This window comes from Gallintestinimicrobium sp. (assembly GCF_046968865.1).
GTDB lineage: Bacteria > Bacillota > Clostridia > Lachnospirales > Lachnospiraceae > Gallintestinimicrobium > Gallintestinimicrobium propionicum.
The window spans coordinates 80903-106144 of the sequence record NZ_JBKVPW010000008.1 but is presented as its reverse complement, the minus strand read 5'-3'; the positions used below and the strand labels follow the sequence as shown (position 1 = coordinate 106144).

The following is a 25242-nucleotide window of genomic DNA, read 5'->3' as shown; positions in this document are numbered from 1 at the left end:
ATGGATACCAGACGAAACCTGCTGAAAAAGAAACAGAGAGTTGTCATCAAAATCGGTTCCTCTTCCCTGCAGCATACCGAAACCGGCGATATGGATTATATCCGCCTGGAGGTTCTGGTGCGGGAGCTGTGCAATCTGAAAAATCAGGGAAAGGACGTTGTGCTCGTTTCGTCCGGCGCTATCGCCCAGGGCAAAAAGGCGGTGCATCTGACGCCGGAGCAGCTGCAGGAGCATCCGATCGCAGTCAAGCAGGCATGTGCGGCGGTCGGTCAGGCACGCCTGATGATGACCTATCAGAAAATTTTTGCGGAATATAATCAGGTGACCGCGCAGATTCTGATGACGCGTCAGACAATTTCCAACGATATCAACCGCATCAACGCGCAGAACACCTTTGAAGAGCTGTTTCGGATGGGCGTCATCCCCATCGTCAATGAAAACGATACCGTCGCAACGCACGAAATCGAGATTGGCGATAACGACACGCTTTCCGCCATTGTCGCTTCGATGATCGGCGCAGACCTGCTGATTCTTTTATCGGATATCGACGGACTTTATACCGATGATCCGCGGGCAAATCCGGATGCAAAATTCATTGAAACGGTCGAGCATCTGGACGAATCTTTCCTGCGGATGGGCAAATCCACCACCGGCAGCGGCGTTGGAACCGGCGGCATGTCAACCAAGCTGACTGCTGCCACCATCGCTACCGCAAGCGGAGCTGATATGGTGATTGCGAACAGCAAGGATGTCCGGATTATCCACCGGATCATCGACGGGGAGAATTATGGAACGCTGTTTCTGGCAGAAAAGCAGGATGCCTTCGATCTGCCGGATTTCGTAGAAAACCTGCACAGCTGCCGTGAGCGTGGCTGAGCAAACAGAAGCCAGAGCTTTGTGTCTGCGCGCACTTGACACAAACTCGATATGCGTAAAAGACGTGCGCAGAAATGAGAGGAAAACATGACACTGGAACAGAAAATTGCCCGGATCAACGAGCTTTATAAAAAATCAAAATCATCGGAAGGTCTGACCGAAGCAGAAAAATCTGAACAGGCGTTGCTCCGGAAGGAATATATTGACAACGTCCGCCAGAATCTGCGGAATCAGTTAAATAACATCAACGTCCAGAATGAGGACGGTTCGATCGAAAACCTTGGCGAACGCTATGGATCAAAAAACGCGCAGTAACAGAGCACTCGGAAAACAGAACAGGGAACAGCTTTCGGAAGAGAGCCGTTTCCACAAAAGCAGGGAAATCGCAGAAAATCTGATGGCAACGGCTGTCTGGAAGCAGGCAAAACAGGTACTTTTGTATGCCTCCTATGGATCAGAGGTATCGACCGGACTTCTCATTGATGCTGCGCTGGCAGCAGGAAAGGAAGTTTTTCTTCCTAAGGTTCTGGGCGATCAGATGGAGTTTTTCCGAATTACAGACAGAGCAGAGCTTGCGCCCGGTTACCAGCATATTTTGGAGCCGCCCGGACAGACAAAGCGCTTTTTGCCGGATGCTTCGATTCCGACGCTTTTGACCGCTCCCGGACTTGCCTTTGATCGATCCGGCGCACGCATTGGCTACGGAAAGGGCTTTTATGACCGCTATCTTGGTAACATTCCTGCTGCCGACAGACCTTATCTTGTCGGGCTCTGCTTTTCCTGCCAGCTGTTCGAGATACTGGATGGGCAAAAACCGCATGATATCAACATGGATTTGATTGTTACAGAACGACGATAAAGGAGGGAACCTTATAGATGGCTGATCTGAAAGAAATCGGAAAACAGGCAAAAGCAGCCCGCTACATCCTTGCCGGGCTTGATACGGATACCAAGAATAAGGCGCTGTTTACAGCGGCAGAATGTCTGGAAGCGGATGCAGCAGACATTCTTGCAGAAAATGCAAAGGATCTGGAAGCCGGACGCAGCCGCAGCATGCCGGAAGGGCTGCTTGACCGGCTCTCACTGACGCAGAAGCGGATTTCTGACATGGCAGAAGGGCTTCGCCAGGTCGCTGCGCTTCCCGATCCGGTCGGAGAGATTCTGGATACCTTCACCCGTCCAAACGGTCTTGTCATCAGCAAACGCCGTGTTCCCCTCGGCGTCATCGGAATCATCTACGAATCCCGTCCCAACGTGACGGCAGATGCGTTCGGTCTGTGCTTTAAAGCCGGAAATGCCGTAATTTTGAAAGGCGGCAGCGATGCAATTTTCTCCAATCTCGCGATCGAAAAAAGCCTGCACCGTGCGCTGGCACAGTGTAACATCCCGGAGACAGCAGTGCAGCTGATCCCATCGACTGACCGGGCAGTGACGCAGGAGATGATGCGGTTAAACGAATCTATTGATGTCTTAATTCCGCGCGGCGGGGCAGGACTGATCAAAATGGTCGTGGAAAACAGCACTGTCCCGGTCATCGAAACCGGGACCGGCAACTGTCACATTTATGTCGATGCGGACGCGGACTTCGATATGGCGATCCGTATTATTTTAAATGCCAAAACACAGCGCGTCGGCGTCTGCAATGCCTGCGAATCCCTTGTCATCCACGAGTCGATCTGCGATAGCTTCCTGCCAAAGCTCTATCAGGCGCTGCGGGAAAAGGACGTCGAAATCCATGCGGATGACCGCGCGTTTTTAGAGATCGACGGCTGCGTGCCTGCAACAGAAGCCGACTACGGAACAGAATATCTGGCGCTCAAGCTGTCTGTAAAGACGGTCAGCAGCCTGGAAGAAGCAATCGGGCATATCAACCGCTACAACACCGGACATTCCGAAGCAATCATCACGAACAACGAAGCGCATGCCCGGACATTTCTGGATCAGGTGGACGCCGCCTGCGTCTATGTCAACGCATCGACCCGATTTACGGACGGCTTTGAGTTTGGCTTTGGCGCAGAGATCGGCATCAGCACCCAGATGCTCCATGCGAGAGGTCCGATGGGCTTAAAGGAGCTGACCAGCTACAAATACACAATTCGCGGAAATGGACAGACTCGTAGCTAAGCAGCGTATAACGTCGGATAATATCTGGAAGACCCGTTTGCGGTATCCGGAAATGTCGTTACACCAAAATACATTGCCGCATAAACGGCAGGCTGCTTTTATGAACAAAATGCTGCAGCCGGAAAGGAATCAATTATGAGTACCGTATTGGATAAATTTCTTCGTTATGTAAAAATTGACACGCAGTCCCAGGATGGCGCAACGACCGTCCCGAGCACAGACAAGCAGAGAAACCTCGCCTCCCTTCTGGCACAGGAGCTCAACGATATGGGCGCGCAGGATGTCGTATATGACAAAGCACACTGCTATGTGTACGCGACGATTCCATCCAATCTTCCGGAAGGAAAAACAGCGCCTGTCATCGGCTTTATTTCCCATATGGATACGTCTCCGGCGGTTTCCGGCGAAAATGTCAATCCGAGAGTCGTTGCCTATGAAGGCGGGGATATTGTCTTAAATGCTGAAAAAAATATCGTCCTGACCGAAAAGGAAAACCCGGAGCTTGCTCTTTTTGTCGGAAAGCATTTAATCGTAACCGACGGCAACACTCTGCTGGGGGCAGATGATAAGGCTGGCGTTGCGGAGATTATGACGATGGCACAGGAGCTTTTATCCAACAAAAGCCTCGTACACGGCAAAATTCGCATCGGCTTTACCCCGGATGAAGAAGTCGGCTGCGGCGTAGACTTCTTCGACGTAGAGGGCTTTGGCGCAGACTATGCCTATACCGTGGACGGCGGCGATTTGGGCGAGCTGGAATACGAGAACTTCAACGCAGCCGGTGCAAAGCTCATCATCGACGGACACAGCGTCCATCCCGGCAGCGCAAAAAATAAAATGCTCAACGCGATTTTGCTGGCACAGGAGTTTCAAAACCTTCTGCCGGTACACGAAAACCCGTCTGCAACAGATGGCTATGAAGGTTTCTACCATCCGGATTCCATCACAGGAAGCGTTGATCACGTTGTAGTCGACTATATTATTCGTGACCACAACATGGAAAAATTCGAGCAGAAGAAGCGCTTCTTTTTACAGTGCGCGGACTTTTTAAATGCGAAATACGGTAAAAAACTCTTTACGGTGGATTTAAAGGACAGCTATTATAACATGAAGGAAAAGATTCTGCCGGAAAACGCACATTTGATCGACAATGCGGTGCGCGCGATGGAAGAAGCAGGCGTAACACCCACCATCGTACCGATTCGCGGCGGAACAGACGGCGCGCGCCTGTCCTTTATGGGACTTCCCTGCCCGAACCTGTGTACCGGCGGCTTAAACTATCACGGACGCTATGAGTACGCCTGCGTGGAATCCCTTGAGAGCTGCGTGGAAATTTTGAAAAATATCGCTGCACTGTACGCAGAGTGAGATTACCACAATATAAAGAACGGAAAGGAAACACAACTTCCCTTATGATGTACGAAAACATTGACTTTAACAGCATCGATCTGACCCAGGAGCCCCCTGTATCGGAACCGGAGCGTCAGTATTATTTTATCGCCAAATGCAAACAGTATGTAAAGGAGCAGGAGGAACTTGCAGGACATCCCCTGACCGCCGACGTCGTGACCTTTGGCTGCCAGATGAATGCCCGCGACTCCGAAAAGCTTTCCGGCATTCTGGAACAGGTCGGCTACACCTTAAGCGACAGTGAGGAGGCAGACTTTGTCATCTACAATACCTGCACCGTGCGCGATAATGCAAACCAGCGCGTATACGGCAGGCTTGGCTTCTGCAACAGTATGAAGCGCAAAAATCCCCACAAAAAGATCGCGTTGTGCGGCTGTATGATGCAGGAGCAGAACGTGATTGATAAACTGCAGAAAAGCTATCGGTTCATTGACTTGATATTCGGCACGCACAATATTTTCAAATTTGCAGAGCTGTTATGCCGCATGTTTGAAAGCAGCGGCATGGTCATCGACATCTGGAAGGATTCCGATCAGATCGTGGAAGACCTCCCGGTAGAGCGCAAATATCCGTTTAAATCCGGCATCAATATCATGTTCGGCTGCAACAATTTCTGCACCTACTGTATTGTTCCGTATGTCCGCGGACGAGAAAAGAGCAGACGCCCGAAGGAAATTTTGCAGGAGATCGAAAAGCTCGCAGACGACGGCGTTGTGGAAATTATGCTGCTTGGTCAGAACGTCAACTCCTACGGTAAAAACCTGGAAGATGAAATTTCCTTCGCACAGCTTTTGCAGGAAGTAGAAAAAATCGATAAAATCAAGCGCATCCGGTTCATGACATCCCATCCGAAGGATCTTTCCGACGAGCTGATCGAGGTCATGAAAAACTCGGATAAGATCTGCAGACATCTGCACCTTCCGCTGCAGTCCGGCTCTACGAAGATTTTAAAGGCAATGAACCGCCGTTATACGAAAGAACAGTATCTGGAGCTTGCAGCCAAAATCCGCCGCGAAATCCCAGATATTTCGCTGACGACGGATATCATGGTCGGCTTCCCGGGAGAAACAGCAGAGGACGTGGACGATACCATCGACGTGATCCGGAAGGTTGGTTTTGACAACGCGTTTACCTTTATCTATTCTGTCCGGACCGGAACCCCCGCAGCGGCGATGGATCAGGTTCCGGAAGAAGAGGTTCACGCGGGCTTTGACCGTGTGCTGGAGGCAGTTCAGGAAACTGCACGCAAACAGGTCGCACGCCTGCAGGGCCAGACCCTTACTGCCCTTGTGGAAGAAGTAAACGAACAGGATGCTTCTCTCGTCACCGGAAGGCTGTCCAATAACACGATTGTACATTTTCCTGGAAGCGCTGACTTAATCGGGCAGATCGTACCGGTGAAGCTGGAAGAGTGCCACGGCTTTTATTACACGGGGCACAGGGTGGAAGAAACAAAATGAAACAGACAAAAAGCTTTGAAATCGATATGTGCAACGGAACGCTGATGGACAAGCTGATTTCCTTCTCCATTCCGTTAATGCTTTCCGGTATTTTACAGCTGATGTTCAATGCGGTCGACATTATTGTAGTCGGCCGCTTTGCCGGAAGCGAATCATTGGCGGCTGTCGGTTCTACAACCGCCCTCATCAATGTATTTACCAACCTTTTTATCGGCATTTCCTTAGGCTCCAATGTCCTCGCTGCCCGCTATTATGCAGCCGGGAAGGAGCGGGAAATGTCGGAAACGGTACATAGCTCCCTGACGCTCGCTTTGATCAGCGGAATTTTGATGGCATTTGCCGGACTATTCTTTTCCAGGACAGCCCTCGAATGGATGGGGACGCCGGACGACGTCATCGATCTGGCAGCCCTCTATATGAAAATTTATTTTATCGGCATGCCTTTTTTCATGCTTTATAATTATGGTGCGGCTATTTTAAGGGCAGTGGGGGATACAAAACGTCCGCTGTTATTTTTAGTTGTGTCCGGACTGGTCAATGCAGGCTTAAATATGATTTTTGTCATCTGCTTCCATATGGCGGTAGAAGGCGTTGCGATTGCAACTGTCATTTCTCAGCTGCTTTCCTGTATTATGGTTTTGACCTGCCTGTATCGGACGCAGGGCTGTTATCAATTCCGCTTTTCGAAGCTGGGTCTCAAGAGCATCTATGTCCTCCAGATTTTCCAGGTCGGAATCCCGGCAGGAATTCAGAGCACCGTCATCAACTTTTCCAACGTCCTGCTGCAGTCCTCGGTCAATTCCTTTGGCTCGATTGCAATGGCAGGATACACCGCGGCGAACAATATCTTCGGATTTTTATACACTTCAGTCAACTCTGTGACGCAGGCGTGCATGAGTTTTACCAGCCAGAATTACGGCGCGGGAAAAACGAAGCGGATGGACCGCGTTTTAATCGACTGTCTGATTTTATCCTGTGCGTTTTCCCTGACCATGGGCTGCTGTGCATGGTTTTTCGGACCACAGCTTCTGCAGATCTATACGGAGAGTTCTGCGGTTATTTCGTGCGGCGTTGAGATTCTGAGCTTTACGACCGTGACGTACTTTTTATGCGGAATTATGGATCTGATTCCAGGCGCGCTGCGCGGGATGGGACGTTCTGCCGTGCCCATGATTTTATCGATTATAGGAACTGTCGGAACGCGAATTGTCTGGATTTTCTGGATTTTCCCGTATCACCGTTCTCTGGATATCTTGTTCCTATCCTATCCGGTGTCCTGGATTCTGACGATTCTCATGCAGGTCATCTGCTTTTTTATCGTTCGGAAGAGCGTCCATGCGGACATGAAAACGCTGTGAAAGGATTCGGCAACATTATAATGTTACCTGTTCGAAAGAACTGACAGAAGTTTTGAAATTCTGACTTGAAAAAGGAGAATACATACCGATGGCGGAATTAACACCGATGATGCAGCAATATCTGGAAACGAAAAAACAGTATCCGGACTGCATTCTTTTTTACCGTCTGGGCGATTTTTATGAAATGTTCTTTGACGATGCACTGACCGCGTCGAAAGAGCTGGAAATTACGCTGACCGGAAAAAACTGCGGTCTGGAAGAACGTGCCCCCATGTGCGGAGTTCCCTATCATGCAGTGGAGAGCTATCTGGACAGACTGGTTTCCAAAGGCTATAAAGTAGCGATCTGTGAACAGATGGAAGACCCGAAGCTCGCAAAAGGACTGGTAAAGCGGGATGTCGTGCGCATCGTCACCCCCGGCACCAACTTAGACGTTCAGGCGCTGGAGGAATCCAAAAACAATTATCTGATGTGCGTTGCCTATTTTACCGGAAAAACAGGGCTATCCATCGCGGATGTCACAACCGGGGACTATTATGTGACCGAGGTGGAGGACGCCAAAAAGCTGCTGGATGAAATCAACAAATATCACCCGTCGGAAATCATCTGCAACGACGCGTTTTTGATGAGCGGTGTGGATATCGAAGATCTGAGAAACCGTCTGCATATCACTGTTTATTCCCTCGATCCGCACTATTTTGATGAAGATTTGTGCCGCAAATGCCTGCAGAAGCATTTCCATGTCTCTTCGCTGATCGGTCTTGGCCTCGAGGAATTTGCGAACGGCCTGATCGCGGCGGGCGGTCTGATGCAGTATCTGTATGACACACAGAAAACCAGTCTGGCGCATTTTACCCATATCGATCCGTATCTGACGAACAAATACATGCTGCTGGATTCCTCCACACGCCGGAATCTGGAGCTGACGGAAACGCTGCGCGAAAAGCAAAAGCGCGGTTCCCTGTTATGGGTTCTGGACAAGACGAAAACCGCCATGGGTGCTCGCATGATGCGCAGCTGGATCGAGCAGCCATTGATTGCGAAGAAGGAGATGAACCTGCGCCTGGACGCAGTCGACGAGCTGCTGAAAAATCCAATGTCCCGCGAAGAAATCCGCGAATATTTAAACGCGGTTTACGATCTGGAACGCCTGCTGGGTAAAGTCAGCTACAAAACAGCGAACCCGAGGGATCTGATCGCATTCCGTAATTCCATGCAGATGCTGCCGCCGATCAAAAGCGTGCTGGAGGATTTTCATTCCGAGGAGCTGGTAAAAATCGAAAACGATATCGACGCATTGCAGGATTTGTGCACGCTGATCGAAGAGGCAATTGTCGAAGAGCCTCCGATTTCCATCCGTGAGGGCGGCATGATCAAAGAGGGCTTCGACGAGACGATCGACCAGCTGCGCGCTGCCAAGACAGAAGGCAAAACCTGGCTGGCAGAGCTGGAAGAGCAGGAACGGGAACGCACCGGGATCAAAAACCTCAAAATCAAATACAACAAGGTATTCGGCTATTATCTGGAAGTCACTAATTCCTATAAGGATATGGTGCCGGACGATTATGTGCGTAAGCAGACGCTGACAAACGCGGAGCGTTATTCCATGCCACGGTTAAAAGAACTTGAGGATATGATTTTGAATGCCGAAGACAAGCTGACGGGACTGGAATATGATAAATTCTGCAGCGTGCGGGAGCAGATTGCCGCGCAGATCGAACGTATCCAGCGCACGGCAAAGGCAATTGCCCGCCTGGACGTCTTTGCTTCCCTTGCACTTGTTGCGGAGCGAAATCACTATGTCCGCCCGGTCCTGAATGAAAAGGGCGTAATCGATATCCGAGACGGCCGGCACCCCGTTGTTGAACAGATGACCGACCACGATATGTTCATTTCCAATGACACCTATCTGGATAACCAGAAGCATTGCATTGCAATTATCACAGGCCCCAATATGGCTGGTAAATCCACCTATATGCGTCAGACCGCACTGATCGTGCTGCTCGCCCAGATCGGCAGCTTTGTGCCGGCAAAAACGGCAAATATCGGCATTGTCGACCGGATTTTCACCCGCGTGGGCGCATCCGATGATCTGGCAAGCGGTCAGTCTACCTTTATGGTCGAGATGAACGAAGTCGCAAATATTCTGCGCAACGCAACGTCCAAAAGCCTTCTTGTGTTGGATGAAATCGGCAGAGGCACGTCGACATTTGACGGTCTTTCCATCGCCTGGGCGGTGATCGAGCACATCAGTAACCGAAAGCTTTTGGGGGCAAAGACGCTGTTTGCAACGCATTATCACGAGCTGACCGAGCTGGAAGGCAAGATCGGCAACGTCAACAATTACTGTATCGCGGTCAAGGAAAAGGGCGACGATATCGTTTTTTTGCGTAAAATCATCAAGGGCGGCGCAGATAAGAGCTACGGCATTCAGGTGGCTCGGCTTGCAGGTGTCCCGGATATGGTTATCGACCGCGCAAAGGAAATCGTCAAGCAGCTTTCCGACAACGACATTACAGAAAAAGTACAGAGCATTTCCGTGGATACAGACACGACGGCAAAGAAACAAAAGCATTACGATGAAGTGGATCTGGAACAGTTTTCCCTCTTCGATACGGTCAAAGATGAGGACGTTCTCGAGGAATTAAAAAACGTCGACATCCAGACGCTGACGCCGCTCGATGCGCTCAACACGCTTTATCGGCTGCAGAACAAGCTTAAAAACCGCTGGGGAAACGGATAAGGGGGAATTTTACATATGGCTGAAATTATGGTTCTGGACAGTAAAACCATTGACCAGATTGCAGCGGGAGAAGTGGTGGAACGCCCCTCCAGTGTGGTCAAGGAGCTGGTGGAAAATGCCTGTGATGCGGGTGCAACCGCTGTCACGGTCGAAATCAAGGATGGCGGGACTTCGTTTATCCGGGTTACGGACAATGGCTCTGGAATTGAAAAGGCGCAGATCCGGAAAGCCTTTTTACGCCACGCGACGAGCAAAATCCGCGGCGTAGAGGATTTGAGCCGGATTCATAGCCTGGGGTTTCGAGGGGAGGCGCTTTCCAGCATCTGCGCCGTTTCGATGGTCGAGCTGATCACGCGCACGAAGGATTCCTTAGTTGGCGTTCGCTATTGCATCGAAGGCGAGCGGGAAGCGGATTTTTCGGAAATCGGTGCGCCGGAGGGCACGACGATCCTTGTCCGCGATTTGTTCTATAACACACCCGCCCGTAAGAAGTTTTTAAAAACGCCGGCGACGGAGGGCGGCTACATTGCGGATCTGATGGAGCACATGGCGCTATCCAGACCGGATATTTCTTTTACGTTCCAGATCAACCGACAGACCCGTTTTTCCACCTCCGGCAGCGGAGATTTAAAGGAGGTCATCTATCGGATTTACGGCCGCGAAATCGCAAAGGAAATTTTTCCGTTTGAGGCTTTCGGCAACGGATTTTCTGTAAAAGGGTTCCTTGGCAGTCCGCAGCTGGTACGCCCGAATCGCAATTTCGAATTTTTCTTTGTCAACAACCGCTATATCAAAAGCCAGGTGCTCTCAAAAGGATTGGAGAGCGGCTATCAAGCCTATCTGATGCAGCATAAATTTCCGATGGCATACCTCCATCTGCAGATCGATACCGAACAGGTAGATGTCAACGTCCATCCATCCAAAATGGAAGTGCGCTTTTCGGATAACCGCAGGGTATTCGATTTTCTGGAAGAGCAGGTGCAGAAAGCACTGCACGACCGGGAGATGATCCCGCAGGTTGTGCTGGATGACGACAAAAGGACGGGAAAAAGCGGTGCGCAGGCATCTAAGCAAACTGCCGTCAGTCTCACACAAAAGCTCCTTTCCTCCGGCATTCCGACTGGACATCGCCAGCAGGAGCGTAAGGATGTCCAGGCAGCAGCACCGATGCCGGATTCGGCAAAACGGCGATCGACCGATATGGTCAACTTATACAAAAGTCGACCCGTCAGGTCAACAACCACAAGCAGCCAAAGTACAGAAAATAGCATAAATAAGCCAGCTATCCAAACCTTGACCAATAAAGTCAATACGTTTGATACAGCCGTGGAAGGTTTGTCCACACAAAGGACAGAGGAAGAATCTGCTGCCAGCGATTCGCTTTCCAAAGCTACGTCAGATCCTGCTTCTTCTACCGGTGCAGGGATTGGCACATCAGAAAACGTCGGCGTTTCCCCACAGAGGCCCCAGCACCATTCGGCGATTCTTCCGCCGCAGCCGTTTGAGAAAAAACGCTTCGAACAGGCTGTTCGTGAGAATCGAATCGCATATGAGACACAGGCGCCTGACATTGCAAAATCAGAGCAGTTGAATTTATTTGATGAAAAAATCCTTAGCCGCAAGGCGGTGGACGAATACCAGCTTATCGGTCAGATCTTTGACACGTACTGGATCGCCGTGTATCATGATAAAATGATCCTGATCGACCAGCATGCGGCGCATGAAAAGGTAAAATACGAAATGCTCATGAAACGATTTCACGACAAACAGCCCGTCAGTCAGAACCTGATGCCGCCTTTGATCGTAACACTCACGGGCGCTGAAGCAGCGCTTCTGGAACAGTATCAGGAGTATTTCGAACAGCTCGGCTTTGAAATCGATTCCTTCGGCGGCAGCTCCTATGCGATGCGCGCAGTTCCCTGCGATCTGTACGGACACTGCGAGGCAGAGTTTTTACAGGATATTCTGGATGAGCTGGGAACCGGTCAGACTCCGAATGCACCGACCGCGATTGCAGAACGTATCGCTACGATGGCCTGTAAATCTGCGGTCAAGGGCAATAATCGTTTAAGCCTTGCCGAAATGCAGGAACTGTTGGAGCAGCTTCTGACCCTCGATAATCCGTATCATTGCCCGCACGGCCGCCCGACAATGATTGTGATGACAAAGCAGGAGCTGGAACGCAAATTCAAGCGAATCGTGTAATGGGAATTCGATCCCCGAAGATAGAACTGGGAGATATAGCTTTCAATTTGGAGAGATAAAATTTTATGGAAAAGATACAACCTTCTGCCTGCAGCGTAGCGAATAATGAAAAAGGTTCTCCCGACACCGGACTCAACATTCAAAACTGCCCCAGCGCAGGCAGTGCGCCCTCAAAGCCGCCCCTCGTCATCCTGACAGGTCCGACCGCTGTCGGAAAAACGGCCCTGTCTGTTGCCCTTGCAAAGGCGGTGAACGGTGAAATTATTTCCGCCGACTCCATGCAGGTGTACCGGCGCATGGATGTTGGCTCTGCCAAAGTGCGCACCAAGGAAATGCAAGGGATCCGCCATCATTTAATCGACGTGCTCGACCCGGATGAGGATTTCAATGTCGTGCTGTTTCAAAAGCTGGCAAAAGAAGCGATTTCAGATATTTTAAGCCGTCATAAAATCCCGATTCTTGTCGGCGGGACAGGCTTTTACATCCAGTCCGTTTTATATGATATCGACTTTACCGAGCACGCAGAGGATACGTCGCTGCGAAACCGGCTGGAAGAATATGCCAGAACAAACGGCGCACATGCGCTGCATGAGCTGCTTGTACAGGCTGACCCGAAAGCAGCGGAAGAAATCCACGAAAACAACGTAAAGCGCGTCATCCGGGCGCTCGAATACCACGAACAGACCGGCGGGAAGATTTCTGCGCATAATGAAGCGCAGCATCAGCGGGACGCCGCCTATCGGTTTTATTATTTTGTCCTGACGGATGACCGCGCAAAACTCTATGAACGGATTGACCGCCGCGTCGACCAGATGTTAAAAGACGGACTGGTGGAAGAAGTCAAAGGGCTGCAGCAGGAAGGCTGTCACAGAGGGATGGTGTCGATGCAGGGACTTGGTTATAAGGAAATCCTGGCTTACCTGGAGGGCGAATATGACCTCGAACGCGCAGTTTATCTGATTAAGCGCGATACCCGGCACTTTGCAAAGCGCCAGCTGACCTGGTTTCGCCGGGAAAAATGTGTGACATGGGTTGACAGGCAGAACTTTCCAGATGAAAATAGTATTTTACAGTTTTTGATTACAAAAGCAGAGGAGTTAAAACAATGATGCAGAATATGTATACCGCGATGGGAATTTCCCCCGAAGTATATGAATACGGGGAACAGACCCTTGTTTCTTTAAAAGACCGATTTGACGAGATCGACAAAACAGCAGAATACAATCAATTGAAGGTATTAAAGGCAATGCAGGACTGTCGTGTCAGTGAAGCCTGCCTGCTTGGCACAACCGGCTACGGCTATAACGATATCGGCAGAGACACGCTGGAAGCAGTTTATGCGTCCCTGTTCCATACCGAGGCAGCCCTGGTGCGTCCTCAGATCACCTGTGGAACACACGCGCTCGCGCTCGCGCTGATGAGCAATTTAAGACCGGGAGACGAACTGTTATCCCCTGTTGGAAAGCCTTATGACACCCTCGAAGAGGTTATCGGCATCAGGGAATCCCGTGGTTCCCTGAAAGAATATGGCATCAGCTACCGTCAGGTCGATTTAAAAGAGGACGGTTCATTTGACTGGGAGGGCATTAGAAATGCCATCCATCCGAACACCAAACTCGCAACGATCCAGCGATCCAAGGGCTATCAGACCAGACCGACTCTGAGCGTAGAGCAGATCGGCGAGCTGATTGCTTTTCTCAAAAGCATCAAGCCGGACATCATCTGCATGGTAGATAACTGCTACGGCGAATTCACCCAGACGATCGAACCCACAGACGTCGGTGCAGATATGTGCGTTGGCTCTCTGATCAAAAATCCCGGCGGCGGACTTGCACCGATCGGCGGCTATATCGTCGGCAAAAAGAACTGCGTGGAAAATGCTGCCTTTCGTTTAACCTCTCCCGGACTCGGAAGAGAAGTCGGCGCATCGCTGCAGGTGCTTCCTTCCTTTTATCAGGGACTGTTCCTGGCGCCGACCGTCACCGCAGGCGCATTAAAGGGTGCGATTTTTGCGGCAAACCTCTATGAAAAGCTCGGCTTTAAGGTCGTTCCCTCCGGGGACGCCCCCCGCTACGATATCATTCAGGCAATCGAATTCGGCACGCCGGAAGGACTGATTTCCTTCTGCGAAGGCATTCAGTACGCTGCCCCGGTAGACAGCTTCGTTACCCCGGAGCCGTGGGATATGCCCGGCTATGACAGTCAGGTCATCATGGCGGCGGGGGCATTTGTATCCGGCGCTTCCATCGAGCTGTCCGCAGACGGTCCGATCAAGCCTCCCTACGCCGTATATTTTCAGGGCGGACTGACCTGGCAGCACGCAAAATTCGGCATCCTGAAATCCCTGCAGCAGTGCGTCAAAAAGGGCGTCGTTTCTTCCATTTTGTGTCAGAAATAATCGCCTGCTGTCGGACGGTGCGAAAAAAAGTGCCTTTTCTTTCTATACAGAAAAAAAGAATTATGTTAATATGATAAAAGCTCAGGGAGACAAAAAGAGCATGCTGTCCTGCATTTTCATGGAGAGGGAAATGGAGGACAAACCAAATGAAAGTATCCAAAAAAGAAACACAGCTGACAGCTTCTGACCGTCTCCCGTATGAAAAATTTCTGCAAAAAGGGGCAGAATCCTTATCAGACGCCGAACTTCTGGCGATTATGCTGCGTACAGGGCCTGATCCCGGACCGGACGCCCCGCAGGCGTTTCGGGATTGTCCGGCGCTCGCGCTGGCAGAGCAGGTGCTTTCCCTGCCGCTCGGTTCCCGAAGCGGACTTTTGGGACTTTCCAGCTTATCTTGCAACCAGCTGCAGCAGATCAGGGGAATCGGCGAAGTAAAAGCCGTGCGGATCTGCTGCATTTTTGAACTGGCAAGAAGGATTGCCCTCGGGCAGCGCAAAAAGCTTCCCGCCTTTCCGGACCCGGGAACGGCGGCAGACTATTGCAGGCCGATATTTGAAGAGGACGGCGGTATGCTCGAACGCACGATTCTGCTGTTGCTAGATGGCAAAGGCTGCCTGATCAGGGAAAAGCTTCTCTCGATTGGGACCATTGATGCGGCGCTCGTTTCTCCGCGCGAAATTTTTCTGCAGGCGCTGCGCGTCGGGGCTGTCAGCTTCCTCTTACTGCACAACCATCCCAGCGGGGACGTTACTCCGAGCCCCGAGGACAAAGAACTTACAAAGCGCCTTGCCATGCTTGGCGGGATGATGCAGCTTTGCCTGACCGACCATATCATTGTCGGCGATTCGGATTTTTTCAGTTTCCGGCAGGCAGGGCTGATCTAAGGAAGGAGAATAACATGGTGCCAAATTGCGCATACGGAATCGATCTCGGAACGAGCAACATCAAAATCTACAGTCTTTCCGACGATTCAGTCATGATGGAAAAGAATATGATCGCCATCGAAAATAAAAAGAACATATTTGCCTACGGTAATTCCGCTTATGAAATGTATGAAAAAGCCCCGGCAAATATTCAGATCAGTCATCCGCTTTCCAACGGTGTCATCGCGGATATCAACAACATGGAACGGCTGATTCATCTGTTTATTTCCGATATGTCCAAAGGAAATATCCGTCCGGCAGATTTCTATATCGCAGTCCCGACCGATATCACGGAAGTGGAGAAGCGCGCGTTTTATGATCTGATCAAGGATGCGAACGTCAAGGCACGCAAGATCATGGTCGTGGAAAAGGCAATTGCGGACGGCCTCGGCATGGACATCGACGTAAAAAATTCCCAGGGTGTCCTGGTTGTGGATATCGGCTACGATACGACGGAGGTTTCCATTCTTTCCCTCGGTGGCATCGTGCTGAGCAGACTGATCAAAACCGGCGGCTTGAAATTCGACGAAGCGGTTCGCCAGACCGTACGCCGTGAATTTAACCTTCTGATCGGTCAGAAAACAGCCGCAACGATCCGTCAGTCCATCGGCGATCTCGAAAAAGAGGGCAAGGGCGCTGTCGTATACGGCCGCGATATCGTAGTCGGACTTCCGGTAGAACGTGAAATCCCGACGGATTTAATCAACAGCTGCCTGGAAGAGCACTTCAACACCATCATCGACAGCGTAAAAGTGATTCTGGAGAGAACCCCTCCGGAACTCGGTGCCGATATTTTCAAACACGGTGTCTATTTAACCGGCGGTGCCAGCCAGACCAGCCATTTCGCAGAGCTTCTGCAGAAATCCACCGGTTTAAAGGTCAATCAGGCGCAGCGCCCGCTTGAAAGCGTCGTGCTCGGCATGGGCCGCATCCTGAAAGAGGACAATTACAAATCTGTAGCATATGCTATTGAAGGGATGGGTAAATGAGTCCTGTAGTCAAAAAGAAACGAAAAAAAATCACGATTACAAGCCAACAGCTTTTGCTTGTTCTTACTGCAGTCTGCGCTTTTCTGCTGATTTTTACCTTTAATACCAACGTATTCGAAGGTGTTTTAAAGCAGGCGGCAGGCTACGTCGTTGTTCCGTTCCAGAACGGGATCGCGACGATCGGCGGATACTTATCCGACCGTTCCGACGAGCTGGCGCAGTTAAAGGATGTTCTTGCCTTAAACAAAGATCTGCAGGAGCAGATTGATCAGCTGACGATCGAAAACAACCAGCTGCAGCAGGATCGTTACGAATTAAATAACCTGCGCAGCTTATATGACCTCGACCAGGCATATTCCGATTATGACAAGATCGGTGCGAGGGTCATCTCCAGCGAAACTGATAACTGGTTTTCTTCGTTTACGATCAACAAGGGGGAAGAAGAAGGCGTACAGGTCGATTATAACGTCATGGCAGGCAGCGGTCTGGTCGGACGCGTTGTTTCTGTTGGTCCGCACTACGCAAAGGTTATTTCCATCATTTCCGATACGAGCAGCGTCAGCGCAACCGTCCTTGCAACCTCAAACAACTTAATCGTATCCGGCAGCCTGCAGTCCATACAGTCGGACGGAACGATCCTGTTTTCCCAGCTTTCCGACCCGGACAACAACGTATCAGTCGGAGATAAGGTCGTTACGAGCAATATCAGTGATAAATATCTGCCCGGAATTCTGATCGGCTATATCGATTCGATCAGCACTTCCTCCAATAACCTGACCAAATCCGGAACGGTGACACCAGCTGTCGATTTTTCCCATCTGGACGAGGTTTTAGTTGTGATGGAACAAAAACAGCAGACCGGTGACTGACAAAGGAGGCTTCTTTCTATGAAAAAATTTCTGACAGTTGCCGCCCTGATCTGGGTCTTTTTCCTTTTGCAGACCTCTGTCTGCCCCTGGATTGCATTTGGCTCGATCAAACCGAACCTTTTAGTCATTTTGGTCGCATCCATCGGGTTTATGGAGGGATCCAAAGCCGGCATGTGGACAGGCTTTGCCTGTGGGCTTTTGGCAGATCTGTTTGCGGCAAACGGCGTCAGCCTCATTTCCCAGAACGGTGCTACCGGAGACCTGCTCGGTTTTTACGCGCTGCTGTTTTTGTATGTCGGATATTTATGCGGACAGGCGAACCGGCTTTTTTATCCCGAAGATATCAAGCTTCCGCTGATGATGATTACCGCTGCAGACCTCTGCGTCAATTTCGTCTGCTATCTGATTATGTTTCTGATGCGGGCGCGCCTTGACATCGGTTACTATCTGTTACATATCATTTTACCGGAAGCAGTTTACACCATCGTTGTTGCATTTATTTTTTATCCGCTGCTTTTGCTGCTGCACAAATGGCTCTGGTGTGCGGATCGAGGGAGTACAGAATAATTGTTGAAAAAAATTCAGAGATTTCTGATCAATTTTATCAGTTCCAGAACGTTTTTTTTGTACGTCATGTTTGTTGTGATGGCAGTCCTTTTGTTCCAGCGCATTTTCACGCTGCAGATCGTACAGGGCGAGGACAAGCAGCAGGAATTTGAACTAAAAATCAAAAAAGAGCGTTCGATTGCAAGCACGCGAGGCAATATTTACGACGTAAACGGCATTGCGCTCGCCTACAATGAGCTTTCCAGCTCTGTCACGATCGAGGATGTCTATGAATCCAGCAAAAAAAATGCCACAATTAACGGTATCCTCAAAAAAGTCCTTCATATTCTGGACGAAAACGGCGACAGCATCAGCTGCGATTTCAATATTTATATCGATGGCGACGGCGAATTTGCCTACAGCGTGACCGGCTCGAGAAGGCTGCGTTTTATCGCTGACGTCTACGGTATCACCCAGATTTCCGATCTGGAAGAGCGCCAGAAAAATGCAACCGCGCAGGATATTATCGAATATCTCGCCGGCTCCAAACGTTACGCGATCGGCGGACTGACTGATCCGAACGATAAAAACAGCTTTACAGTCGGAGAGGGATATACCCAAAAAGAACTTCTCAACATCATCGCGATCCGGTATACGATGGGAACCACCGGATATCAGAAATATATCCCGGTTACAATCGCGACCGACGTTTCGGAAGAAACCGTTGCCGCAATTGCAGAAAATCAGGACGAGCTGGAGGGCATTTCCGTTGCGGAAGACACAATCCGCAAATATAAGGACGGACCGTATTATTCCCAGATCCTCGGCTACACCGGCAAAATCTCGACGGACGAGCTGACCGCATTAAACAGTAAAGAAGGCATGGACGGCGTCAAGAGCGCGCCGGATGTCAAAGAATACGAGCTGACGGATATCGTCGGCAAGGCTGGCATCGAAAAGGTCATGGAAGAATATCTGCAGGGAACAAAGGGCTATGAGACGGTCTTTGTTGACCGGATGGGTCGGGAGGTAGAAGTGCTCGACCATGTGGACGCGACTGCCGGAAACGACGTTTACCTGACGATCGACAGCAAGCTCCAGGCGGACGCCTATAATATCCTGGAAAAATTCGTTGCCGGTATTCTGGTGGATAAAATCATCAACGTTAAAAACTATGACTCCACCGATGTTTCCAGCGCGAACCTAAAGATTCCGATCGATAATGTATACAGCGCGTTGTTTAAAAATAACGTGATCGAGCTTTCCAAAATGGAAGCTGCCGTCGAAGGAGAAACCCAGTACAGCGTCTATCAGACGATTTTATCCCGGCGCGATGAGGTCCTTACCTGGCTCTCCGAGGAGCTTTTGTCCGGAACAATCGCTTATCAGAGCCTTCCTGCAGAATATAAGGCATATGAAAGCTATATCATCAACAACCTGCTGCCGGAGAACAATATTTTATCCGGCGTAGATAAAACCGATCAGACCTACATCGACTGGACGACCAATGAGACGATCAGCATCCGGGAATATCTGGAATACGCGATCTCCAAAAACTGGATCGACGTGACCCAGCTTCCCCTGGATGGAAAATATTCCGATTCCTCGGAGGTCTATCAGCAGCTGGTTTCTTACATTTTAGAAGAGCTGGACAGCCAGACTTTCTTAAAGAAATTGATTCCGTACATGATCGAGCAGAACCGGATTACCGGAACCCAGGTCTGCATCCTCCTGATCGAACAGGATGTCATCAACCCGACAGAAAACCAAATCGCCGAATTAAAATCCGGCAGTGTTTCTGCCTTTAACTTTATGGTAAATCTGATTCGCAACCTCGAGATTACCCCGGCGCAGCTTGCTCTCGACCCGTATTCGGCATCCTGCGTTTTAACAGACGTCAACACCGGAGAGGTGCGTGCGCTCGTCAGCTACCCCAGCTATGATAACAACCGGCTTGCAAACGGCATCGACGCAGAATATTATTCGCGGATTTCCAGCGGCGAGGATCTTTCTCGCCCGATGTGGAATTATGCGACCCAGATGCGTACGGCGCCCGGTTCCACCTTTAAGATGGTATCGTCTACCGCGGCTTTGATGGAGCATGTAATCGATTTGACGACAAGAATCGAGTGCCCGGGAATTTTTACCCGTTTCTCCGATTATCAGCCCCGATGCTGGAAGAGAAGCGGTCACGGCAGCTTAAATGTATCCGAAGCGATCACAAACTCCTGTAACGTCTTTTTTTACGAGGTCGGCTATCAGCTCGGCTTAAACGGCGATAAATACGATCAGGATCTCGGTAATGAAAAGCTCGCCAAATATGCGTCTATGTACGGACTGAACGAAAAATCCGGCATTGAAATTGAAGAATCCGAACCGCAGATTTCCGACGCACTGTCTGTTGTATCCGCAATCGGACAGGGTACCAACAACTTCACCACCGTCGGTCTTGCCCGTTATGTGACGACCGTTGCAAACAGCGGTACCTGCTATGACCTGACGCTTTTAGATAAGGTGACGGATACCTCTGGCAACCTGCTTGTCAATTATTCGGCAAACGTCCGCAATACGATCGATATGCCACAGTCCTACTGGAATGCAATCCATCAGGGCATGCGCGGCGTTGTCCAGAACAAGAAATACTATCAGGATTTCGGCGTTGAGGTTGCCGGCAAGACCGGTACCGCCGAAGAAGATAAGTCCCGTCCAAACCACGGTCTGTTCGTCGGCTACGCGCCTTACGACAATCCGGAGGTCTCTATGGCGATCCGTATCGCAAACGGTTATTCCTCCGACTACGCCTGCCAGCTTTCCAAGCAGCTGATGACCGTGTATTTCGACCTGGACGAAAACGGAGCCCTGACTGACAGCCAGACTGCACTTTCCCTGGAAACTGTCGTTGGGGGAGGAGACTGATCATGAAAAACACCGTAATTCTCAAAAGCTATAAAGACGGCATTGCAATCTATCTGGATGATACGCTGGAATTTGAACAGCTCTGTCTGGATCTTGCACAGAAATTCCGCGACTCAGCCCGTTTTTTCGGGGATATGCAGGTCGCGGTGTCCTTTGAGGGCAGGACGCTTACCCAGGAGGAGGAAAATATCCTCGTGGACACGATCACCTCATCCAGCCGTCTGCAGGTGCTCTGTGTCATCGGAAAAGATGCCGGGCTTCAGAACCAGTTTTCCAGCGCAACGGAAGCGGCGCGGTACTTTGCGCAAAAATCTGCGAGCGGGGACGATGGACAGTTTTACCGCGGCAGCTTAAAAGACGGGCAGATTCTTGAAACCGAGGGCAGCATCGTCATTTTAGGCAGCGTGGAAGAAGGCTGCAGCATCATTTCCACAAAGGATATCATCGTTCTGGGAAGGCTTGCCGGAAACGCCTATGCGGGCGGCGACGGCAGGGACCATCACTTTATTGCAGCGCTTGAAATGACTCCGCAGAAATTAAAAATCGGAGATTTCAAATATAAAACAAAGGAAAGCCGCTTATGGGCGGGAAGGCTCCGCAAGGGACAGCCGCAGATGGCATGCGTCCGAAACGGCGAAATACAAATGCAGTCCATTACCAAAGAATTACTGAATGAACTGCCTGTTTAGTGCAGCCTGTTCAGGGAACGCCAATATTTCATGATCGGAGGATCGTATGCCATGGGTGAAGTCATTGTCGTTACCTCAGGAAAAGGCGGTGTCGGAAAAACAACGACGACCGCAAACGTCGGAACCGGTCTGGCGGCGACTGGAAGAAAGGTTGTATTGATCGATACCGATATCGGTCTGCGGAACCTGGATGTCGTCATGGGACTGGAAAACCGGATTGTATACAATCTTGTAGACGTCGTGGAAGGAAGCTGCCGCGTCAAGCAGGCGCTGATTCGCGACAAACGTTATCCCGGTCTGTACCTTTTGCCAACCGCGCAGACAAGGGACAAAAGCGCTGTCAACGAAAGCCAGATGAAAAAGCTGGTGGAACACTTAAAAGAGCAGTTTGATTACATTTTGTTAGACTGTCCCGCAGGCATCGAGCAGGGGTTTAAAAATGCCATCGCCGGTGCGGATCGGGCGCTCGTCGTCACAACGCCGGAGGTTTCCGCCATCCGCGACGCGGACCGTATCATCGGTCTTTTGGAGGCATCTGGTTTTGAGCGCATCGATCTGGTCATCAACCGGATGCGCTACGAAATGGTCAGGCGCGGGGATATGATGAGCGTAGACGATGTGGTGGACATCCTTTCCATCCCGCTCATCGGCGTCGTGCCAGACGATGAAAACGTCGTCATCGCAACCAATCAGGGCGAACCGCTCGTCGGCAACCACACGCTGGCGGGACGCGCCTACCGGAACATCTGCCAGCGGATTTTGGGGCAGGAGACCCCGTATCTGCTTCCGGAACCGACTTTTTCGTTCTGGACGAAGGTCACCGGTATTTTTCATAAAAGTCAGGAGGGACGCGTATGAAACTGTCTAATCTTTTTCGCAGAAAACCCTCTCGCGAGGTTGCAAAGGACCGTCTGAAAATCCTGCTGATTTCCGACCGCGTCAACTGCTCGCCCGAAATTCTGGAGATGATCAAAAAAGATATCGCAGAAGTCATATCACGCTATATGAAAATAGACACAAACAATATGGAAATCCAGATCAGCAAAGCGTCGACGCGGGGCAAGGGGGCGAAGACCCCTTCGATCTACGCCAACATTCCGATTCTGGATCTCCATAAAATCAGCTAAAGGAGCAATATGTTTCGGAGATACAAACTAAAGAATTTTGATTTTCTTCTGGTGCTTTTGGTGATTGCCTTAAATGTTATCGGCATCCTTGCGATCGGAAGTGCCAAGCAAAGTGTACAGAGCAAACAGATTCTCGGCATGGCAGTCGGTCTGATTGCCATGCTGGTAATCGCCTTTTTGGACTATTCCAGACTGTTGAAGCTGGCATGGATCGGATACCTGTTCGTGATTGTGACCCTCATTCTGGTTCATTTTTTCGGAAGGTCGGCAAACGGTGCGGCGCGCTGGCTCGATTTGGGCTTTTTTGACCTTCAGCCGTCAGAAACTGCAAAAATTTTGTTGATTTTATTCTATGCACAGTTTATTATGAAGTATAGAGAACAATTCAATACGATGCGGGTACTGTTGCTTGCAGTCCTCTTTATCATCCCGCCTCTGATCCTGATTTATAAACAGCCCAACCTTTCCACGACGATTCTGGTGTCTGTTTTATTCTGTGTCCTGATGTTTGTCGGCGGCTTGAGTTGGAAGATTATCGGGGGCGTTCTCGCAGTGGCGGTTCCGTCCGTTCTTATTTTTCTGTCCATTGTCATGCAGGAGGGACAGACGCTGATAAAGGATTATCAGCGGAATCGTATTATGGCATTTTTTGACCCGGCGACCTATGCGGATACAGAAGCTTATCAGCAGTTAAACTCCGTCATCGCGATCGGATCCGGACAGCTTTGGGGAAAGGGACTTAACAATACGGATATCGCATCCGTCAAAAATGGTAATTTTCTTCCGGAATCCCAGACGGACTTTATCTTTGCTATCATAGGGGAGGAGCTTGGCTTTATCGGTTCTGCAGTGGTCATTTTGCTGCTGATTCTGATTGCAATGCGCTGTGTGTCCATCGCGCGGGTTGCAAAGGATACCGCCGGAATGGTTATCGCTGCCGGAATAGGCGCACTGATCGGAATCCAGGGCTTTATGAATATTGCAGTCGCTACCATGATGATGCCAAATACAGGATTACCGCTTCCGTTTGTCAGCTATGGGCTGAGTTCGCTAGTCAGTATGTATATAGGAATCGGCTTTGTCTTAAATGTCGGGCTTCAGCGAAAAAACCTGTATAATTTTTAGTATGGGAGAAAAGGCAACATGAATATTGCGTTAATTGCACATGATGCAAAGAAAAAACTGATGCAGAACTTCTGCATTGCATACAGAGGCATTTTAAGCCGGAACAGTCTGTATGCAACAGGTACCACCGGTCGTCTGATCGAAGAAGTTACCAATCTGAATGTCCATAAATATCTGGCGGGACATCTTGGAGGCGAACAGCAGATCTGCGCACAGATCGAGCATAACGAAATTGACCTTGTCATTTTCCTGCGTGATCCGATGACTCCGAAGATGCATGAGCCTACGGTAAACAACATCCTGCGTCTGTGCGATATGCACAACATCCCGGTTGCTACCAATCTGGCGACATCAGAACTGTTGATCAAGTCCCTGGACAGAGGAGATTTAGACTGGCGTGAAATGTACAAATAAATGTCTTGCACTGCTGACAGCGCTTGCTGTCTGCTTCGGTGCGACCGGTTGCAGCGATGAGGCAATTGCCTTTTCCTACAATCCGGATTATAAGGTTTCTGCGTTTCGGATTTCCGGCGATACCGGTTTCGAGACGGCAGATGCTTTTGCATCCGGCCTTTGTGTTGTGAACGGAGATATCAATACGGACAATTCCGCTGTTGATATGACGGATGCCACATCGGCCGGTCTTTTTGATTTGAATTCCCGTACCGTTCTTTATGCCAAAAACATTCATGAACGGCTGGCTCCTGCGAGCCTCACAAAGCTGATGACAGCGGTTGTCGCACTCAAATACGGCAACCCGAACGATGTGATTACGGTCAGCTCCAATATGGGAAACCTGGAAAGCGGAGCAGTTGTCTGCGGCCTTGCAGAGGGTGACCAATTGACGTTAAACCAGGCGCTCCATGCACTTTTGATCAAATCCGCCAATGACGCGGCCGTTGCAATTGCAGAGCATATCGGCGGTTCCGTAGAGGGCTTTGCGGATATGATGAACGAAGAGGCACAGGCGATCGGTGCAACCAACAGCCATTTTGTAAACCCGCACGGACTTAATGCAGAGAACCATTACGTCACGGCGTACGACATGTACCTGATTTTCAATGAGGCGCTCAAATACGACACGGTCAATGAAATCATCAGCATGACGAGCTATGATACCGTCTATACAGATAAAAACGGCAACGAAAAAACGCTTTCCGTCAAAAATACCAATCAATACCTGGCGGGCAATGTCGCAGCGCCGGACAGGGTTACGGTAATCGGCGGCAAGACCGGCACCACAAGTGCTGCAGGAAACTGTCTGATTTTACTTGCACGCGACACCTCCGGGAACCCTTATATTGCGGTGATTTTAAAGTCGGCGGAGCGTGGGATCCTGTATACAGAGATGAATGCCCTGCTGAAGCAGGCGACTTCTTAATCGGGTGGCGTTGGATGTTTCAGCCCTTACACCGTTCATCCGGAAAGCTGTGAGTGAACAGTAACAGAAGTGAAAATAAAGGTTGTTTTTTTGGGCGAAATCC

Annotated in this window: 22 protein-coding genes; all 22 read left to right on the top strand. The window is 50.2% G+C overall.

The window, feature by feature from the left end:
• The 22 genes from proB to ACLTOQ_RS08720 all read left to right on the top strand — a co-directional run bounded on the left by proB (position 1) and on the right by ACLTOQ_RS08720 (position 25139).
• Complete coding sequence (gene proB / locus ACLTOQ_RS08825; protein ID WP_412319275.1) at positions 1-876, top strand: glutamate 5-kinase; 876 nt, start codon at positions 1-3, stop codon at positions 874-876.
• Positions 877-963: 87 nt separating this feature from the next.
• Complete coding sequence (locus tag ACLTOQ_RS08820) at positions 964-1191, top strand: DUF896 domain-containing protein (protein WP_118495555.1); 228 nt, start codon at positions 964-966, stop codon at positions 1189-1191.
• Complete coding sequence (locus tag ACLTOQ_RS08815; protein WP_262584741.1) at positions 1169-1735, top strand: 5-formyltetrahydrofolate cyclo-ligase; 567 nt, start codon at positions 1169-1171, stop codon at positions 1733-1735. The genes ACLTOQ_RS08820 and ACLTOQ_RS08815 overlap by 23 nt, the downstream gene beginning before the upstream one ends.
• Positions 1736-1752: 17 nt before the next feature.
• Complete coding sequence (locus ACLTOQ_RS08810; protein ID WP_337622978.1) at positions 1753-3000, top strand: glutamate-5-semialdehyde dehydrogenase; 1248 nt, start codon at positions 1753-1755, stop codon at positions 2998-3000.
• Between the two features lie 135 nt (positions 3001-3135).
• Positions 3136-4368, top strand: a complete 1233-nt coding sequence (gene pepT, locus ACLTOQ_RS08805; protein ID WP_412319274.1) for a peptidase T — start codon at positions 3136-3138, stop codon at positions 4366-4368.
• 47 nt (positions 4369-4415) lie between these two features.
• The gene (miaB, locus tag ACLTOQ_RS08800) at positions 4416-5870 is read left to right on the top strand and encodes a tRNA (N6-isopentenyl adenosine(37)-C2)-methylthiotransferase MiaB (protein ID WP_412319293.1); all 1455 of its coding nucleotides are present in this window, start codon (positions 4416-4418) and stop codon (positions 5868-5870) included.
• Complete coding sequence (locus ACLTOQ_RS08795) at positions 5867-7228, top strand: MATE family efflux transporter (protein ID WP_262584736.1); 1362 nt, start codon at positions 5867-5869, stop codon at positions 7226-7228. The genes miaB and ACLTOQ_RS08795 overlap by 4 nt, the downstream gene beginning before the upstream one ends.
• Before the next feature lie 88 nt (positions 7229-7316).
• Positions 7317-9971 (top strand): DNA mismatch repair protein MutS, encoded by a 2655-nt coding sequence (gene mutS / locus ACLTOQ_RS08790; protein WP_118495551.1) that lies wholly within the window; start codon positions 7317-7319, stop codon positions 9969-9971.
• Positions 9972-9986: 15 nt separating this feature from the next.
• The gene (gene mutL / locus ACLTOQ_RS08785) at positions 9987-12176 is read left to right on the top strand and encodes a DNA mismatch repair endonuclease MutL (protein WP_412319273.1); all 2190 of its coding nucleotides are present in this window, start codon (positions 9987-9989) and stop codon (positions 12174-12176) included.
• A 65-nt stretch (positions 12177-12241) separates the two neighbouring features.
• Positions 12242-13285 (top strand): tRNA (adenosine(37)-N6)-dimethylallyltransferase MiaA, encoded by a 1044-nt coding sequence (gene miaA, locus ACLTOQ_RS08780; protein WP_412319272.1) that lies wholly within the window; start codon positions 12242-12244, stop codon positions 13283-13285.
• Positions 13282-14574, top strand: a complete 1293-nt coding sequence (locus tag ACLTOQ_RS08775) for an aminotransferase class I/II-fold pyridoxal phosphate-dependent enzyme (RefSeq protein ID WP_337622984.1) — start codon at positions 13282-13284, stop codon at positions 14572-14574. The genes miaA and ACLTOQ_RS08775 overlap by 4 nt, the downstream gene beginning before the upstream one ends.
• Before the next feature lie 146 nt (positions 14575-14720).
• A complete protein-coding gene (gene radC, locus ACLTOQ_RS08770; protein WP_412286952.1) occupies positions 14721-15458 on the top strand; it encodes a RadC family protein in 738 nt (245 codons plus the stop codon).
• 14 nt (positions 15459-15472) lie between these two features.
• A complete protein-coding gene (mreB, locus tag ACLTOQ_RS08765) occupies positions 15473-16486 on the top strand; it encodes a rod shape-determining protein (protein ID WP_262584731.1) in 1014 nt (337 codons plus the stop codon).
• Positions 16483-17355, top strand: coding sequence for a rod shape-determining protein MreC (gene mreC, locus ACLTOQ_RS08760; RefSeq protein ID WP_412319271.1), 873 nt, complete (start codon positions 16483-16485; stop codon positions 17353-17355). Before mreB ends, mreC begins: the two co-directional genes overlap by 4 nt.
• 18 nt (positions 17356-17373) lie before the next feature.
• The gene (locus tag ACLTOQ_RS08755) at positions 17374-17922 is read left to right on the top strand and encodes a rod shape-determining protein MreD (RefSeq protein WP_021916448.1); all 549 of its coding nucleotides are present in this window, start codon (positions 17374-17376) and stop codon (positions 17920-17922) included.
• Positions 17923-20817, top strand: a complete 2895-nt coding sequence (locus ACLTOQ_RS08750) for a penicillin-binding transpeptidase domain-containing protein (RefSeq protein ID WP_262584729.1) — start codon at positions 17923-17925, stop codon at positions 20815-20817.
• Positions 20818-20819: 2 nt separating this feature from the next.
• On the top strand, positions 20820-21506 hold the full coding sequence (gene minC / locus ACLTOQ_RS08745) for a septum site-determining protein MinC (protein ID WP_262584728.1): 687 nt from the start codon (positions 20820-20822) through the stop codon (positions 21504-21506).
• Positions 21507-21557: 51 nt separating this feature from the next.
• Positions 21558-22364 carry a septum site-determining protein MinD gene (minD, locus tag ACLTOQ_RS08740; protein WP_412319270.1) on the top strand — a complete coding sequence of 269 codons (807 nt, stop codon included), beginning with the start codon at positions 21558-21560 and terminating at the stop codon, positions 22362-22364.
• Complete coding sequence (gene minE, locus ACLTOQ_RS08735; protein ID WP_021916452.1) at positions 22361-22633, top strand: cell division topological specificity factor MinE; 273 nt, start codon at positions 22361-22363, stop codon at positions 22631-22633. Before minD ends, minE begins: the two co-directional genes overlap by 4 nt.
• 9 nt (positions 22634-22642) lie before the next feature.
• Positions 22643-23758, top strand: a complete 1116-nt coding sequence (locus ACLTOQ_RS08730; protein ID WP_021916453.1) for an FtsW/RodA/SpoVE family cell cycle protein — start codon at positions 22643-22645, stop codon at positions 23756-23758.
• Positions 23759-23776: 18 nt separating this feature from the next.
• Positions 23777-24172: a methylglyoxal synthase gene (gene mgsA, locus ACLTOQ_RS08725; protein WP_021916454.1), complete on the top strand. Its 396-nt coding sequence runs from the start codon at positions 23777-23779 to the stop codon at positions 24170-24172.
• The gene (locus tag ACLTOQ_RS08720; RefSeq protein ID WP_021916455.1) at positions 24156-25139 is read left to right on the top strand and encodes a D-alanyl-D-alanine carboxypeptidase family protein; all 984 of its coding nucleotides are present in this window, start codon (positions 24156-24158) and stop codon (positions 25137-25139) included. The genes mgsA and ACLTOQ_RS08720 overlap by 17 nt, the downstream gene beginning before the upstream one ends.
• The last annotated feature ends 103 nt before the right edge of the window (positions 25140-25242 follow it).

Excerpts from the sequence above, each read along its gene's own strand:
- proB (WP_412319275.1), top strand. The coding sequence starts at position 1 with ATGGATACCAGACGAAACCTGCTGAAAAAGAAACAGAGAGTTGTCATC.
- ACLTOQ_RS08820 (WP_118495555.1), top strand. The coding sequence starts at position 964 with ATGACACTGGAACAGAAAATTGCCCGGATCAACGAGCTTTATAAAAAA.
- ACLTOQ_RS08815 (WP_262584741.1), top strand. The coding sequence starts at position 1,169 with ATGGATCAAAAAACGCGCAGTAACAGAGCACTCGGAAAACAGAACAGG.
- ACLTOQ_RS08810 (WP_337622978.1), top strand. The coding sequence starts at position 1,753 with ATGGCTGATCTGAAAGAAATCGGAAAACAGGCAAAAGCAGCCCGCTAC.
- pepT (WP_412319274.1), top strand. The coding sequence starts at position 3,136 with ATGAGTACCGTATTGGATAAATTTCTTCGTTATGTAAAAATTGACACG.
- miaB (WP_412319293.1), top strand. The coding sequence starts at position 4,416 with ATGTACGAAAACATTGACTTTAACAGCATCGATCTGACCCAGGAGCCC.
- ACLTOQ_RS08795 (WP_262584736.1), top strand. The coding sequence starts at position 5,867 with ATGAAACAGACAAAAAGCTTTGAAATCGATATGTGCAACGGAACGCTG.
- mutS (WP_118495551.1), top strand. The coding sequence starts at position 7,317 with ATGGCGGAATTAACACCGATGATGCAGCAATATCTGGAAACGAAAAAA.
- mutL (WP_412319273.1), top strand. The coding sequence starts at position 9,987 with ATGGCTGAAATTATGGTTCTGGACAGTAAAACCATTGACCAGATTGCA.
- miaA (WP_412319272.1), top strand. The coding sequence starts at position 12,242 with ATGGAAAAGATACAACCTTCTGCCTGCAGCGTAGCGAATAATGAAAAA.
- ACLTOQ_RS08775 (WP_337622984.1), top strand. The coding sequence starts at position 13,282 with ATGATGCAGAATATGTATACCGCGATGGGAATTTCCCCCGAAGTATAT.
- radC (WP_412286952.1), top strand. The coding sequence starts at position 14,721 with ATGAAAGTATCCAAAAAAGAAACACAGCTGACAGCTTCTGACCGTCTC.
- mreB (WP_262584731.1), top strand. The coding sequence starts at position 15,473 with ATGGTGCCAAATTGCGCATACGGAATCGATCTCGGAACGAGCAACATC.
- mreC (WP_412319271.1), top strand. The coding sequence starts at position 16,483 with ATGAGTCCTGTAGTCAAAAAGAAACGAAAAAAAATCACGATTACAAGC.
- ACLTOQ_RS08755 (WP_021916448.1), top strand. The coding sequence starts at position 17,374 with ATGAAAAAATTTCTGACAGTTGCCGCCCTGATCTGGGTCTTTTTCCTT.
- minC (WP_262584728.1), top strand. The coding sequence starts at position 20,820 with ATGAAAAACACCGTAATTCTCAAAAGCTATAAAGACGGCATTGCAATC.
- minD (WP_412319270.1), top strand. The coding sequence starts at position 21,558 with ATGGGTGAAGTCATTGTCGTTACCTCAGGAAAAGGCGGTGTCGGAAAA.
- minE (WP_021916452.1), top strand. The coding sequence starts at position 22,361 with ATGAAACTGTCTAATCTTTTTCGCAGAAAACCCTCTCGCGAGGTTGCA.
- ACLTOQ_RS08730 (WP_021916453.1), top strand. The coding sequence starts at position 22,643 with ATGTTTCGGAGATACAAACTAAAGAATTTTGATTTTCTTCTGGTGCTT.
- mgsA (WP_021916454.1), top strand. The coding sequence starts at position 23,777 with ATGAATATTGCGTTAATTGCACATGATGCAAAGAAAAAACTGATGCAG.